The 15,658-nt window shown below is 69.2% G+C and carries 10 protein-coding genes; 7 read left to right on the top strand and 3 right to left on the bottom strand.

Annotation, left to right across the window (positions count from 1 at the left end; all coding sequences use genetic code 11):
• The first annotated feature begins 234 nt into the window (after positions 1 to 234).
• Both K7957_RS17915 and K7957_RS17910 read left to right on the top strand, forming a co-directional pair.
• A complete protein-coding gene (locus tag K7957_RS17915; protein ID WP_343228457.1) occupies positions 235 to 2,739 on the top strand; it encodes a TonB-dependent receptor in 2,505 nt (834 codons plus the stop codon).
• Positions 2,740 to 2,794: 55 nt separating this feature from the next.
• The gene (locus tag K7957_RS17910; protein ID WP_223013869.1) at positions 2,795 to 5,317 is read left to right on the top strand and encodes a TonB-dependent receptor domain-containing protein; all 2,523 of its coding nucleotides are present in this window, start codon (positions 2,795 to 2,797) and stop codon (positions 5,315 to 5,317) included.
• Between the two features lie 9 nt (positions 5,318 to 5,326).
• Here K7957_RS17910 and glf read toward each other — a convergent pair whose 3' ends face one another.
• On the bottom strand, positions 5,327 to 7,699 hold the full coding sequence (gene glf, locus K7957_RS17905; protein ID WP_343228456.1) for a UDP-galactopyranose mutase: 2,373 nt from the start codon (positions 7,697 to 7,699) through the stop codon (positions 5,327 to 5,329).
• 179 nt (positions 7,700 to 7,878) lie between these two features.
• On the opposite strand from glf, the gene K7957_RS17900 reads away from it, so the two are divergent.
• The 3 genes from K7957_RS17900 to K7957_RS17890 are packed head-to-tail and all read left to right on the top strand — an operon-like array spanning position 7,879 to position 10,386.
• A complete protein-coding gene (locus K7957_RS17900; protein WP_223013867.1) occupies positions 7,879 to 9,711 on the top strand; it encodes a family 1 glycosylhydrolase in 1,833 nt (610 codons plus the stop codon).
• Entirely contained in the window at positions 9,674 to 9,949 is a 276-nt protein-coding gene (locus K7957_RS17895; protein WP_223013865.1) for a hypothetical protein, read from the top strand. Before K7957_RS17900 ends, K7957_RS17895 begins: the two co-directional genes overlap by 38 nt.
• Positions 9,950 to 9,972: 23 nt before the next feature.
• Entirely contained in the window at positions 9,973 to 10,386 is a 414-nt protein-coding gene (locus K7957_RS17890) for a VOC family protein (protein WP_223013863.1), read from the top strand.
• A 32-nt stretch (positions 10,387 to 10,418) separates the two neighbouring features.
• On the opposite strand, the gene K7957_RS17885 is transcribed toward K7957_RS17890, so the two are convergent.
• Both K7957_RS17885 and K7957_RS17880 read right to left on the bottom strand, forming a co-directional pair.
• Positions 10,419 to 11,012, bottom strand: a complete 594-nt coding sequence (locus K7957_RS17885; RefSeq protein ID WP_223013861.1) for a cysteine hydrolase family protein — start codon at positions 11,010 to 11,012, stop codon at positions 10,419 to 10,421.
• Positions 11,005 to 11,436 (bottom strand): response regulator, encoded by a 432-nt coding sequence (locus K7957_RS17880; protein ID WP_223013859.1) that lies wholly within the window; start codon positions 11,434 to 11,436, stop codon positions 11,005 to 11,007. The genes K7957_RS17885 and K7957_RS17880 overlap by 8 nt, the downstream gene beginning before the upstream one ends.
• Positions 11,437 to 11,569: 133 nt before the next feature.
• Between K7957_RS17880 and K7957_RS17875 the strand changes: the two genes are divergently transcribed.
• Together K7957_RS17875 and K7957_RS17870 are read left to right on the top strand one after the other, a co-directional pair.
• The gene (locus K7957_RS17875; protein WP_223013857.1) at positions 11,570 to 13,561 is read left to right on the top strand and encodes an MGH1-like glycoside hydrolase domain-containing protein; all 1,992 of its coding nucleotides are present in this window, start codon (positions 11,570 to 11,572) and stop codon (positions 13,559 to 13,561) included.
• Between the two features lie 122 nt (positions 13,562 to 13,683).
• Entirely contained in the window at positions 13,684 to 15,657 is a 1,974-nt protein-coding gene (locus K7957_RS17870) for a glycoside hydrolase family 2 protein (RefSeq protein ID WP_223013855.1), read from the top strand.
• Position 15,658 lies beyond the last annotated feature (1 nt).

Genomic DNA, 15,658 nt, shown 5'->3' with positions numbered 1-15,658 from the left:
ACGGATCGGTGAAGACGGATCGCCGCCGCCGCGAGTGGGAGGTTAATGCCGCAGTATCCCCCTCGCTTACACCAGTGGTGACGCAGAACGGTGATTTTCAATGCCGTAGGTAAAAATAAACTGCCCGCCAATCAGAAGCTTCACCTTTAGATCTGATGCGGCGCAATCTTCGCGACCGCAGCACCATCACCGTTTTGACTTATCATAGGGGCGCCAGATAAATAGGGGCGCGCCGTGCATATTAAGACTCTGCTTCTGCTCACCTGTGTGCCGATCGGGCTCGGCGCGCCACAGCTCGCCGCCGCGCAGCAGGCGGTCGCCGCACCCGAGCGAGACGAGCCTTCCACCATCGTCGAGGAGACGAGGCCGCGCCGCGACGTGGTCGTCACCGCGGTGGCGCGCGGGCGCGACCGGCTCGACACCGCGGTGTCGACAAGTCAGCTGCTCGCCAGCGACATCGACAAGATCGCGCCGCGCTCGGTCGCGGAGATTTTCCGCAACATCCCCGGGATCCGCTCGGAGAGTTCGGGCGGGGAGGGCAATGCCAATATCTCGATCCGCGGCCTGCCGATGGCGACCGGCGGGGGCAAATACCTGCAGCTACAGGAGGATGGCCTCCCGCTCGTCGAATATGGCGACCTCGTCTTCGGCAATGCCGACATCTTCCTGCGCGCTGACCTGGGCGTCGCCAGCGTCGCCTCGGTGCGCGGCGGCTCGGCCTCGACCTTCGCGTCCAACTCGCCCGGCGGGGTGATCAACCTGATCTCCAAGACCGGTGAGACCGAGGGCGGCGCGGTGCAGTTGCTCAACGGGCTCGACTATGGCGAGCACCGGCTCGACCTGGACTATGGCGGGCGGCTCGGCGGCGGCTGGCGCTTCCACGTCGGCGGGTTCGTCCGCCAGGGCAAGGGCCCGCGTCGTATCGGCTATGACGGCAACCGCGGCGGCCAGATCAAGCTCAACCTCACCAAGGAGTTCGACGGCGGCTACGTGCGCTTCTACGGCAAGGCGCTCGACGACCGCACCGTGAGCTACATGCCCAACCCGGTGCGCGTGGCCGGCAGCGACGCAGACCCGCATTACGTGAGCCTGCCGGGCTTCGACATCGGCCATGACGCGCTCTATTCGCGCTACGCGCTGCGCAACGTCACGCTGGACGGCGCCAACCGCCGCAGCGTCCACGACCTGCGCGACGGCATGCACCCGGTGGTCAACGCGATCGGGCTCGAGGCGCAGGCGACGCTGGCCGGCTGGACAGTGATCGACCGATTCCGCCTCACCAGCATCACCGGCCGCTTCATCGCCAACTTCCCCGCGGCGATCGATGGCGCGAGCGACATCGCCGCGGCGCTCGGCGGTGCCGGCGCGACCCTGCGCTACGCCAGCGGGGCGCAGCCCGGCCAGATCATCGCGCGTCCGGACCGGCTCGGCGGCAATGGCCTGCTCGTCGAGAACATCGTCTTCGACGCCAAGCTCAATAGCTTCGGCAGCCTGTTCAACGATCTGCGCGCCAGCCGCGTCGATCCGATCGGGCGCGGCGAGCTGACCAGCACGCTGGGCTTCTATCGCTCGCGCCAGGACGTCCACACCGATTGGCTATGGACGTCGGACCTGCTTGAGCTGCGCGGTCGCGGCAGCGCGGCGATGATCGACCTGTATGACGCGCGGGGAGTGCCGGTGACGCAGGACGGCGTCTACGGCTATGGCGCGAGCTTCTTCGGAGACTGCTGCCGCCGCCACCACCGCGTCGACTATCACACCAACGCGCCCTTCGGCTCGCTCAACTACAAGCTCGGCCGCGTCTCGATCGGTGGCAGCCTGCGCTACGACTATGGCGACGCCGCCGGGCTGATCTACGGCGCCGACCTGGGCGGCGATCGCTCCAAGCTCATCGCGCGGGACATGAACGGGGACGGCATGATCACGGCGGCGGAGCGACGCGTCGCGGTGCTGCCGCTCGGCAGCCCGGCGCCGGTCTTCTACGGCTGGCACTATCTGTCCTACTCGACCGGGATCAACTGGCGCGTCGCCGAGCCCTTCGCCGTCTTCGCGCGCTACAGCCGCGGCGCGCGCACCAATTCGGACCGGCTGCTGTTCGGCCCGGGGCTGGACGTCGCCACCGGCGCGCTGACCGATCGCCGCGCCGCGGTCGACCGGGTCGAGCAGGTCGAGGGCGGGCTGAAGTACCGCCGCGAGGGCGCGCGGCTCGATCTCACCGGCTTCTGGGCGCGCACCGGCGAGCAGAACGCGCAGATCACCACGCCCGGCTCGTTCATCGACCGCGTCTATCTGGCGCACGGCGTCGAGGCGGAGGGTGCGCTCACGAGCAAGGTCTTCAGCCTGACCGCCGGGGCGACCTTCACCGATAGCAGGATCGCGATCGACCAGATCGATCCCAGCACCGTCGGCCATGTGCCGCGGCGCCAGGCACGCTTCATCTTCCAGACCACGTCCGAGCTGACGCTGGGGCCGATCGAGCTCGGCGCCAATGTCGTCGGTACCACGAGCAGCTTCGCGCAGGACGTGAACAAGCTGACGCTGCCGGGCTTCGCCACCGTCAACGCCTTCGCGACCTTTCACCTGACCGAGCGGGTGCAGCTCTCGCTCAACAGCAACAACGCCTTCGACGTGCTCGGCTTCACCGAGTCCGAGAACGCGACGATCCCGGCGAACGGCATCGTGCGCGCCCGATCGGTCAACGGCCGCACCACTTCGCTGGCGCTGCGCCTGCGGCTCTGAAGACGGCGCTGCGCCCCAAGAACCTTCCTCATCCTTTGACCACGGACACGATATCATGCGTTCCAAGATCCTCCTCCTCGCGGCGGCGGCGCCGCTGTCGATCGCCGCGCCGGCGAGCGCCTTCGCTCAGGCAGCGACTGACGCGACGGCGTCGCCCGCGGAGGCGGCCGCGCCGGCGCAGGGCAGCGCGGCCGACACACCGCACCGCGACGTGGTCGTCACCGCCGTGGCGCGCGGGCGCGACCGGCTCGACACCGCGGTGTCGACCAGCCAGCTGCTCGCCGACGACATCGACAAGATCGCGCCGCGCTCGCTCGCCGAGGTGTTCCGCAACATTCCCGGCATCCGCTCGGAGAGCTCGAGCGGCGAGGGCGGCGCCAATCTCTCGATCCGCGGCCTGCCGATGGCGACCGGTGGCGGCAAATACCTCCAGCTCCAGGAGGACGGCCTGCCGGTTCTGGAATATGGCGACATCGCCTTCGCCAACGCCGACATGTTCATGCGCGCCGACCTCAACCTCGGCGCGATCGCCTCGATCCGCGGCGGCTCGGCCTCGACCTTCGCGTCCAACTCGCCCGGGGGCGTGATCAACCTGATCTCCAAGACCGGCGAGGCCGAGGGCGGCGCGGTCCAGCTGCTGGAGGGCCTGGACTATGGCGAGCACCGGCTCGACGTGGATTACGGCGGGCGGCTGGGCGACAGCTGGCGCTATCATTTCGGCGGCTTCGTCCGTGGCGGCGAGGGCCCGCGCCGGATCGGCTATCACGGCAACCGCGGCGGCCAGTTCAAGCTGAATCTCACGCGCGAGTTCGCGGGCGGTTATGTCCGGCTGTACGGGAAGGTGCTCGACGACGGCGCGGTCGGCTATGCGCCCAACCCGGTCCGCGTGACCGGCAGCGACACATCGCCGCACTACGAGAGCCTGCCCGGCTTCGACATCAAGCATGATGCGCTATTCTCGCGCTACGCGCTGCGCGTGCCCACGCTCGATGGTGACAATCGGTACAGTGTCTATGACGAGCGCCACGGTCGTCGCTCCACGGTCCAGTCGTTCGGCGTCGAGGCGCAGGCGACGCTCGCCGGCTTCACCGTGATGGACCGCTTTCGCTATAGCCATATCAGCGGGCGTATCGGCGGCGACTTCCCCGAAAGCGTGGGCGCGGCGAGTGAGATCGGCGCTACCCTGGTCACGTCCGCCAGCACGCTGCGCTATGCCACCGGCCCGAACGCGGGCGTGGCGATCACGGATCCGACCACGCTGGGCGGGGGCAACGGTCTGCTCGCCAGGATGATCGTCTTCAACACCAAGCTCAACGATCTCGGCAACGTCTTCAACGATCTGCGCGGCAGCCGCGTCGACCCGGTCGGACCGGGCGAGCTGACCAGCACGCTCGGCTTGTACAACTCGCGTCAGGATATCCACACCGACTGGCTGTGGGCGTCGCGCGTGATGGAGGTGCGCGGCGGCGGTAATGCGGCGCTGGTCGACGTGCTTGAGGCCGACGGCGTAGCGCAGACGCAGGACGGCGTGTACGGCTATGGCGCCAGCTTCTTCGGCGATTGCTGCCGGCGGCGGCATCGCGTCGACTATCACACCGACGCGCCGTTCGGCTCGCTCAATTACAAGCTCGGCCGAGTCTCCGTCGGCGCGAGCGTCCGCTACGATCTGGGCAACGCCCGTGGTGTGATCGCCGGGTCCGACCTGTACGGCAGGCCGATCCCGCTGACCGCGCGCGATATGAACGGCGACGGGGTGATCGTGCCGGCGGAGGAGCGGGTCGCCTACGTCCCGGCTGGGTTCTCCGCTCCCGTCGACTATGACTGGCACTATCTCTCCTACTCGTCGGGCATCAACTTCCGCCTCGCTGAACCTGTCGCTGTCTTCGCGCGCTACAGCCGCGGCGGGCGTACCAACGCCGACCGGCTGCTGTTCAATCCGGCGAACATGAGCCTGGTGACGGGGCGGCTTACCAAGCCGAACGCCGCCGTCGATCGGGTCGAGCAGGTCGAAGCTGGGGTCAAATTCCGGAAGGCCGGTACCCGGCTCGATCTCACCGGATTCTGGGCGCAGACGGGCGAGCAGAATGCGGAGAGCACGCATCCCGGCGTGTTCGTCGATCGTGTGTATCGAGCGCACGGCGTCGAAGCGGAGGGGGGCCTTGATATCGGCGTCTTCCGGCTCTCCGCCGGCGGCACCTACACCGACTCCAGGATCGTCGCCGACCAGATCAAGCCGATCACCGTCGGCAATGTCCCCCGTCGCCAGGCGCGCTTCATCTACCAGGCGACGCCAGAGCTGGCGCTCGGGCCAATCGAGCTGGGCGCCAATGTCGTCGGCACCACCAGCAGCTTCACCGACGACACGAACCAGCTGAAGCTGCCGGGCTTCACGACCGTCGGCGCGTTCGCGACCTGGCACCTGGGCGAGCGGGTGCAGCTCTCGGTCAACAGCAACAACCTGCTCGACCGGCTCGGCTTCACCGAAGCCGAGGACGCGACGATCCCCGCCAACGGGATCGTCCGCGCGCGCGCCATAAACGGGCGCACCACCTCGCTGGCGCTGCGCCTGTCGCTCTGAGCGTGCCGCTCAGGCCGTCGCGGGGCGGAGCAGCGGCTCCACCCGCGGCGCGTCGGGCTCGCGCCAGCGCTCCGCCAGCCGGCGGTAGGTCGCGAGCGCCTGCCCGATGACCTGGTCCATGTTGTAATAGCGATAGGTTGCCAGACGACCCACGAAGCTCACCCCCATCTCGGCGATGGCCAGCGCCTCGTAGCGCTTGAACAGCTCCTGGTTCTCCGCGCGCGGGATCGGGTAATAGGGATCACCGGTGGCGCTCGGATATTCGTAGGTGATGCTGGTGTTGGGCGCCTCCTGGCCGGTGAGATGCTTGTACTCGGTCACGCGCGTGTAGGGCACGTCGGGCGAAGGGTAGTTCACCACCGCGACCGGCTGGTGCGATTCTTGTGCTAGCGTCTCGTGCTGAAAGCGCAGCGAGCGGTAGGGCAGCTTGCCGTAGCGATAGCCGAAATATTCGTCGATTGGGCCGGTGAAGACGAGATGGTCGTGCGGGTACGCGTCGCGCGCCTCGTGATAATCGACGCCCAGCAGCACGTCGATATCGGGATGGTCGAGCATCCGCTCGAACATGCGCGTGTAGCCGTCGAGCGGCATCGCCTGGAAGCTGTCGGTGAAATAGCGGTCGTCGGTGTCGGTGCGGGTCGGGACGCGCGCCGTGACCGACTTGTCGAGCTCGGACGGATCGAGCCCCCATTGTTTGCGTGTGTAGCCCTGGAAGAAGGTCTCGTAGAGATCGCGCCCGACCGCGGCGATCACCACGTCCGCCGAGGTGCGTACGACGTCGACCGGCTCGGCGCGGCTGGCTAGGAAGGCGGCGGCCTCCGCCTCTGTCTCCAGGTTCAAGCCGTAGAGGGCGTTGAGCGTGGTGCGGTTGATCGGCATCGGCACCAGCATGCCGCGCACGTCGGCGAGCACGCGATGCTCGTACGGCCGCCAGTCGGTGAAGCGGCACAGATAATCGACGATCTCGCCCGAATTGGTGTGGAAGATATGGGGGCCATATTGGTGGATCAGCACACCGCCGGCATCGAGGTGGTCATAGGCGTTGCCCGCGACATGCGGGCGGCGATCGACCACCAGCACGCGCTTGCCCGATCCGTTGGCGAGCCGCTCCGCCATCACCGCGCCGGCGAAGCCCGCGCCCACCACCATCACGTCATAGCGCTCGCGCCTCGTCACGGGCCAGGCCAGCGGCGAGACGATCGGCTGGACGTGGTTGCCACGCGCGATCGCCGCGTCGATCAGCTCCGCCATCTCGCGCTGCACCTGGTCCCAGGATCCGCGCGCGAGCAGCGCGTCGACCGGCGGCAGCCATCGCTCGGGTGCGCGTGCCAACTCGAGCGCGGCGTCGCACGCCGCCGCGAAGTCCGCCGCCTCGGCCGCGACGAACACGCCGGGCACGTCGCCGTAGCTGCGCACCACGTCGCTCACCGGGGTCGATACCACCGGGCGGCCGGCGGCGAGATATTCGGGGGTCTTGGTCGGGCTGATGAAGCGAGTCGCCTCGTTGATGGCGAAGGGCATGAGCGCCACGTCCCAGCCGCGCAGATAGTCGGGCAGCTCGGCATAGCCGCGCCCGCCGGGATAATGGAGATTGCCACGCCGCGGCAGGTCGTCGGGCGAGATCTTCACCACCGGGCCGAGGATCACGATCTGATAGTCGGGGCGCGCGTCGGCGAGGGCGGCGAGCAGGCCCAGGTCCATCCGCTCGTCGATGACGCCGTAGAAGCCGAGCCGCGGCGCGGGCAGGTCGCTCTGGTCCGCGGGCGTCGCACCGGGCGCGCGCGCGGCGGCGAAGTGAGCGACGTCCACGCTCGACGGGAAGGCGTGGACCGCGTCGTGACGCGCGCGCTTCGCTTCATAGAGGCTGTGCCCGCCGGTGAAGACGAGATCGGCCTGGTCGAGCAGCCGCTGCTCGATCGGCAGCAGGTCGTGCGGCGCGTTCTTGAACTGCGACAGCTCGTCCATGCAGTCGTAGACGATGCAGTCGGCGGCGAGATGCTCCGAGAAGGGCAACATCATCGGCGTATAATACCAGCGCACCACCGGCCCGCGCGGCGACGCCATCACCGTATCGAGGAGATCGCGCAAGGTCGGGCAGACCGCGTCACCGGCCAGGCCAGCGGGGAGGTGCGGCGTGCACACCGTGACCCCGGTGTCGGCGCAGCGGCGCTGCTCGACCCGCGGCGCGGATCCGCCCGCGCCGACGATCGGCTCTTCCCAGAACAGCACCTGCCGCGCGCGCGCGAAGCGGCTCATCAGATGCTGCGGTCGCTGGAAGACGAAATCCCACCGCAGGTGGCTGAAGCAGATCAGCGTGCCCCCGTCGTCGCTGGCAGTCGCACGGCGCTCATGGTGCGGCAGGGGGGACGAGGGCAGGGTCACGGAGGAGTCTCCCGGTAGTTCGGACATATTGGAAACTCAGCAACATAGCCGCATGTTCCAGCGTAAGTGCTTGATAAACATGGATTTAGACTTGCGGTGATCGACATCATTTTGCATCGTCGAGGCAACGGCGCGCGGGGCCGAACGTTGGCGGCAGGATCGGGCAGAGGAGCCGGAGCGTGCGCGAACTCGAGCTATGGGGCGGCCTGGAGTGTACCGTTAATCGCGTCGGCGACCATTACGTCGATCAGTTCGCGCTGCTCGGCCATCGCGATCGCCTCGAGGACATCGATCTGATCGCCGACCTGGGCGTCCGCGCGCTGCGCTACCCGATCCACTGGGAGAGCGTCGCGCCCGCGCGGCCCGATACGCGCGACTTTAGTTGGTATGACCGGCGGCTGGAGCGGCTGCGCGCGCGCGGCGTCGGCGTGATCGCGGGGCTGGTTCATCACGGCTCGGGTCCGCCCTACACCGACCTGCTCGATGAGCATTTCCCGGCGCTGCTCGCCGATTACGCGCGAGCCACTGCGGAGCGCTACCCGTGGATCGACGATTGGACGCCGGTCAATGAGCCGCTCACCACCGCTCGCTTCGCCGCGCTCTACGGCCATTGGTACCCGCATCGCCGCGAAGAGCGCGAGTTCTGGCGCGCGTTGGTCAACCAGGTCGACGGCACCGCGCGCGCGATGGCGGCGATCCGCTCCGTCAACCCGCGCGCGCGACTGATCCAGACCGAGGATCTGGGCCGCAGCTTCGGCACCGTCGCGACGCGCGATCAGGTGGCGTTCGACAATGTCCGCCGCTGGGCGACGTGGGACCTGCTGTGCGGCCGTGTCGTGCCGGGGCATCCGCTGCACGCGCGGTTGCGCGACTACGGTGTCGCGTCGCAGCTGGAGACGCTAGCGGCGGCGCCGTGCCCGCCGGATGTGATCGGGGTGAACCATTATCTCACCAGCGACCGCTTCCTCGACCACCGGGCCGCGCGCTATCCGTCGCACACGCACGGCGGCAACGGGCGCCAGCGCTACGCCGACGTGGAGGCGGTGCGCGTGCTCCAGCCCGGTGCGCCGGGGCTCGCCGGCGTGCTGCGCGAGGCCTGGGCGCGCTACCGATTGCCGCTGGCGGTGACCGAGGTGCACAACGGCTGCACGCGCGAGGAGCAGATGCGCTGGACGGCGGAGGCGTGGGACGCCGCCGCGGCGCTGCGCGCGGAGGGCGTCGACCTGCGTGCGGTGACGTGCTGGTCGTTGCTCGGCAGCCAAGGATGGAACACGCTGCTGACCGGCGGCGGCGTGTACGAGCCCGGCGTCTACGACGTCTCCTCCGGCACACCGCGCCCGACCGCGATGGTGAAGCTGCTGGGCGCGCTGGTCTCGGGTGGCGCGCGTGACCCGCTGGTGCATGTGCCGGGCTGGTGGCGTCGGCCCGAGCGGCTCGCCTATGCCGCGGTGCCGCGCCCCGCACCGATGCCCGCGCAGCGGCCGTATCGCGATCCCGCCGGGGTCGCGGTGCCGCCGCTGCTGGTGCTCGGTCGCGACGACGCGCTCGCGCCGCATCTCGCCGCCGCCTGCGCGCAGCGCGCCATCCCATTGGTCTTTGGCGAGCAGGACGGCGACTCGCCCGAGGCCTGGGCCGTGATCGACCTGGACGACGGCCCGCGCCGCTGCGGCCCGGCCACGGCGCGCCCGCGCCTGTTGATCCGGGCGAACTGGAGCGACGAGCCACCGCGGCCCCCCCGTCGCGGATCTGCGACGCTGGTGATCGTCGCCGCCGACCTGTTCGCGCCCGAGCGGTCGCCCTCGCCCCGGGCGGTGACGCCGACCTATGCGCCCGACCTGATCCGCGCCGCGCTCGACCTGCTGATCGATCGCGCGACCGGCGAGTGGCGTCTGCGCCACGGCCGGGCGGGGCAGGAGCCGCCCGTGCGCAACGTGCTGCTCCTGCGCCCGCTCGAGGAAGCGCTGGCCGAGCAGGGTGCCGCCGCTGCCGCGCTCCTCGCCTGCGCCGCCTGAGCTGGCGCAGGGGCTCGCGCTGCTCGCGCCGGGCGGGCGGCTGATCCTGCACACCGGCGTATCGATCGTCGACGGTGGCGACGTGCTGCGCGAGCGCTCGCCCGCGGTCGGCGTGCGACTCGACTATCGCGAGCTCGACCCCGGCATCTTCAGCGAGGACACCGACCAGCCCGGCTATGATCGGGTAGAGCGGATCGCGGTGGTCGGGCTGGTCGTTGAGCGCAGCGGCGGTGCCTGAGCGCCGCGCCACGGGAGACGATGATGCCGCAGCTCAACGGGGTGCTCGAGACCGCGCTCTATGTCGATGACAAGGCGCGCTCGATCGCCTTCTTCCGCGACGTCATCGGGCTGACGATCCTGCGCGACGAGGAGCGGCTCACCGCCTTCGATGCCGGCGGTGGCAGCGTGCTGCTGATCTTCGCCCGCGGCGGGTCGACCGTGGGCGAGGACACGCCGCAGGGCCATATACCGGGTCACGACGGCGCCGGCCCGCTGCATATGGCGTTCAAGACCGCGGCGGTGGACTATGACGCCTGGCGCGACCGGTTGCGCGCGTGCGGCGTGGCCGAGCTCAGCGAGATCCTCTGGCCCGCGGGCGGCCGCAGCGTCTATTTCAACGATCCCGACGGCCATGTGCTCGAGATCGCGACCCCGGGGCTGTGGCCGAACTATTGAGCGATGATCCCTCCCCGGCCGGGGGGATCAGCTCACGCCTTCTCCCGCCGTAGCCACGCCTCCAGCGCCAGCGCCTCGCTCGCGGCGGTCTCGGCGCACATGCTCTTGCGCATCAGCTCCAGCGCCCAGTCGAGATGCTCGGCGCGCTCGCTCGCCACCGTGTCCTCGGGCACCCAGAGATCATAGTCGCGCATATGCGCGTCGGCGGCGGTGAACAGCACGCAGATGTCCGCCGCGACCCCGGTCAGGATCAGTCGGCTCACCCCGAGCTGCGGCAGCACGACCGGCAGGTTGGTGGCATAGAAGCCGGAGAACTGCGGCTTGACGACGAAGTAATCGCGCTCGCGCGGCTCGAGCGCCGCGATCATCGCGGCGCCGCGACTGCCCTCGCGGCGGCAATGGTCGACGATGCTCGATCGCTCGGCGTGCCAGCGCCCGAAATTGTCGTTGACGTAGATCACCGGCACGTCCGCCGAATCGGCGCGGTCGCGCAGCGCGCGGATGCGACCGGCCGCCGTCTCTGCGGCCGGGGCGAGCTGCTCGCCGCCCTCGAAGTCGAGGTCGTTGATCATGTCGATGATCAACAGCGCGGTGGCGCCCGGCGTCGGCTCGGCGGCGTCAGCCATGCCGCGCCCCCTCCGCGACCGCCGCGGTCGCGAGCGGCGGCTGAGTCAGCGTGACGGGCAGCGCGAGCACGGCCGCGACGATCTGGTAGGAGGCGAACGGCGCGAGCAGGCACGGGTGCGCGGCGAGACGCGGCGGCGGCGTCATCCCCGCCTCGCCGATCAGCAGCAGCGGCACGCCCAGGGCATCGAGCGAGTCGAGCAGCGGCAGCGCAGTGCCGTCGCCGAGCCGCAGGTTGACGATCGCGGCGGCGGGGCGCTCGCGGAGGTTGGCGAGCAGCGCGAGCCCTTCCGCCACCGCGCGCACCGGCCCGAGCAGTTGCGCGCCCGCGTCGTGGAGCGCGTGGCGGAGGTAATCGGCGCGGAACGGCTCGGCCTCGGCGAGCAGGAGCAGCGGCCGTGCGGGCGGGGAAACGTCCGGGAACATGGCGCGCAACCTGTCATGCGCGCCGCAACCTCGCGTTGATCTGGAGTGGTCTCGGTCGATTTAGCCCTGCCCTCCCTTGCGCGGCCCGGCGCGGCTGTCAGTAAAGGTGGTGAACAAATGGGGAGGGACAAGGATGATCCGCACCGCACGCCGGCTCGCCGCCGCGGCGCTGCTGCTCGCCGCGCCGGCGCAGGCGATCGACGTCGAGCGGGTGGCGCGCGAGCGCTTCGGCAACGACGCACCCTGGTACCGCGACCGCATCCCCTTCCTCGAGTCCGCCGACGCGCGCCTCGACGCTGTCTATTATTATCGCTGGCAGCTGTACCGCGCGCACCAGCGCGACCTCGGTGAGCGCGGCTATATCTCCACCGAATTCCTCGATGACGTGTCGTGGCAGCTCCAGCCCTGGGCCAGCCTCAACGACGCCACCGGCTTCCATATCGGCGAGGGGCGCTGGCTGCGCGACCGGCGCTACGCCGACGATTATATCACGCACATGTACAATGGCGGGAACGACCGCCACTTCACCGACTACATGGCGGACTCGGTATGGGGCCGCTACCTCGTCGACGGCGACCGGGCCGCGGCGACGCGCCACCTCGCCGCCATGCGTCGATTGTACGACGCCTGGGCCGACCATCGAGATGCCGCCAAGCGGCTCTACTGGGTCGAGCCGCTGCTCGACGCCACCGAGTACACGATCTCGTCGATCGACGCCTCGGGCGGCAAGGACGGGTTCCGCGGCGGCGACTCGTTTCGCCCCTCGATCAACAGCTATATGTTCGCCAACGCGCGCGCTTTGTCGCAGCTGTACGCGCTGTCGGGAGACCGCGGCGCGAGCGCCGATTTCGCCGCGCGCGCCACGACGATCAAGGCCCTGGTGCAGCGCGACCTGTGGAGCCCGGGGCTCGCGCACTTCATCGACCGCTACAAGGTCGACAATCAGTATGTCCGCTACTGGGCGCCGATCCGCGGGCGTGAACTGGTCGGCTACGTGCCCTGGACCTTCGACCTGCCCGACGACACCGGACGCTTCGCCGCGGCGTGGCGCCACGTGCTGGCCCGCGATGAACTGGGCGGCGCCGCCGGGCCGCGCACGGTCGAGGCAAGCTACCAATATTATCTGCGTCAGTATCGCTACGAGGGCGAGGCACCCGAATGCCAGTGGAACGGGCCGAGCTGGCCGTTCCAGACGACCCAGCTGCTGCTCGGCATGGCCAATCTGCTCGACCATTACGACCAGAAGGTGGTGACTCGCTCGGATTATCTCCGGCTGCTGCGGCAATATGCCGCGCTCCACTATCAGGGCGACCGGCTCGACCTGGAGGAGGACTATCATCCCGAGACGGGGCGCCCGATCGTGGGGCTGGGACGGAGCCACCATTACTTCCACTCGGGTTTCGTCGATCTCCTGCTCGGTGGATTGGTCGGCATTCGCCCGCAGGCGGGTGACACGGTCGCGGTCAACCCGCTGCTGCCCGCGGCGGGTGACCCGCAGGCGCTCGCCTGGTTTCGCGTGCAGGACGTGCCCTATCACGGCCACCGCCTCGGCGTGACCTGGGACACCGACGGCAGTCACTATGGCGAACGCGGGCTCACGGTCGAGCTAGATGGCCGCCGTGTGGCGCACCGCGCGACGCTCGGGCGGCTGTCGGTCGCGGTGCCGCGTGCCACGGTAGCCCCGATCGAGCGGCCGATCGATCGCGCGGTCCAGCTCGTCCGCGGCGACTATCCCATGCCATCCGCGTCGAGCGGCACCGCGGTCGAGAACCTCCACGACGCGATCGACGGGCGCTTGTGGTTCTTCCCCGAGCTGCCCAACGGCTGGTCCTCCGGAAGCGGTGGGGCGCAGTGGTTCGCGCTCGATCTCGGACGCCCGACGCGGCTTGAACGTGCCGAGCTCGCCTTCTTCGCCGACGAGGCGCGCTTCGCCGCGCCGCGCAGCTACAAGGTGCAGGCGTGGGACGGCACGCGCTGGCGCGACGTAGCGGTGCGCGGCACCGGGCCGGTGGCCAACGGCATCACGCGGGCGAGATGGCGACCGCTCACGACCAGCAGAGTGCGCGTGCTGTTCGACGTGCCCGCGGATCGCTCCATGCGGCTGGCTGAGCTCAAGCTGTTTTAAAGCTACGTCCTCTCTCCGCGAGCCCACCGCATCCTTATAATCTGACAATTCACTTTCCTTTATCGGCTCGCCTGTGCCATCCCGCTGACAAGACGGGCGGAACGCCTCGCAGGGAGAGAGACATGAGCAAGCTGGCCATCATCGTCGCGGCGCTCGCGGGCGCGGCGACGAGCCCGATCGCGGCCGCGCAGACGGCCCCCGCCACGCCTGCGGGAACGATCTACACCAGCGATCTCGTCACGCGCTGGGGCCGCGCCGTCACACCCGACAATGCCTGGCGCGGCTACCCGCGCCCGCAGATGAAGCGGACCAAGTGGCTCAACCTCAACGGGCAGTGGGACTATGCGGTGCGCCCCAAGGCGGCGCCGCAGCCGGCGCAGATGGACGGCAAGATCCTAGTTCCCTTCGCGGTGGAGTCGCGCCTGTCGGGCGTGGCGCGTTCGGTCACGCCCGACGATCGGCTGTGGTACAAGCGCCGCTTCGCGGTGCCCGCCGACTGGCAAGGGCAGCGCGTGCTGCTCCACTTCGGCGCGGTCGACTATGAGGCGAGCATCATGGTCAACGGGAGCCTGGTCGGCACGCACCGCGGCGGCTCGGACGCGTTCAGCCTCGACGTCACCGATTACCTGAAGAGCGGAGACAACGAGCTGGTGGTGCAGGTCACCGACCCGACCTCGACCGGCGCGCAGCCGCGCGGCAAGCAGGTGCTCAAGCCCAACAGCATCTGGTACACGCCCGTCACCGGCATCTGGCAGACCGTGTGGCTCGAGCCCGTCCCCGCGCTCCACGTCGAGGACATGAAGATCACGCCGGACATCGACCGCGGCACGCTCTCGGTCGACGTCGCGCTCAACCGCAGCGCCGCCGACGACGACGCGGTGCGGATCACCGCCTCGCAGAAGGGGCGCACCGTCGCGACCGCGCTGGTGCGCGGCAACCGCCCCGCCACGCTGGCGATCACGGACGCGCATCTGTGGTCCCCCGACGACCCCTTCCTCTACGATCTCAAGGTCGAGCTGGTGAAGGTGCGCAGCCCTTATACCGGGCCGGACAACAGCCCGCACCGCGAGCGCGGCGACACGATCCTCACCGCGCATGAGGCGGCGCTCTACCGCAGCGCGGCGGTGCAGGGTGGCGCGCGCGACACGGTCGACGGCTATTTCGCGATGCGCAAGAGTTCGATCGGCGCGGGCAAGGTGCCCGGCCAGCCGGTCATGATGCTCAACAACAAGCCGCTCTTCCAAAACGGCACGCTCGACCAGGGCTGGTGGCCCGATGGGCTGCTCACCCCACCGTCGGAGGAGGCGATCCGCTTCGAGATCGGTTACCTCAAGTCGTCGGGCTTCAACATGCTGCGCAAGCACATCAAGGTCGAGCCGGCACAATATTACTACGAGGCCGACCGGATGGGCATCTTGATCTGGCAGGACATGCCCTCGGGCGAGGAGGACGAGAGCCTCGACCAGTTCGTCCGCCCGTCGTCGCAGGGCGAAGCGCTGATGCCGCAGGAGACCACCAACGAGTTCGAGTATGAGCTCACGCGGATGATCAGCGACCTGCGCAACCATCCCTCGATCGTCACCTGGGTGGTTAACAACGAGGGCTGGGGGCAATATGCCTCGACGCGGCTGGCCAAGATGGTCCACGAGCTCGATCCCAGCCGGTTGGTCAACAAGGTGTCGGGCTGGCTCGATACCGGCGACGCCGGCTCCGACCTCTACGACATCCACACCTATGAGAACGTGCCCAAGGCGCCGACTCATCAGACCCACCGCGCGATCGTGATCGGCGAGTTCGGCGGCATCGGCCTGCCGGTGCCGGGGCATCTGTGGTTCCCGGCGCGCAAGAACTGGGGCTATCAGACCGCCAAGGACAAGGCCGACTATCAGGCGCGCTATCAGCGCAAATACGACGAGGTGATCCGTCAGGCACGCGACCTGGGGTTGAGCGCGGCAGTCTATACCCAGACCACCGACGTCGAGGGCGAGATCAACGGACTGCTCACCTATGATCGCGCCGAGAGCAAGCTGCCGCCGGCCACCTTCGCGCGCATCCACGCGCCGCTCCACGCCGCCGAGCCGGGATCGGGCCAGTGAG

It is taken from the genome of Sphingomonas yunnanensis, from assembly GCF_019898765.1.
GTDB classification, from domain to species: Bacteria; Pseudomonadota; Alphaproteobacteria; order Sphingomonadales; family Sphingomonadaceae; genus Sphingomonas; species Sphingomonas yunnanensis.
Note: the sequence above shows the minus strand (reverse complement) of the source record. Positions and strands in the feature narration are given on the sequence as shown.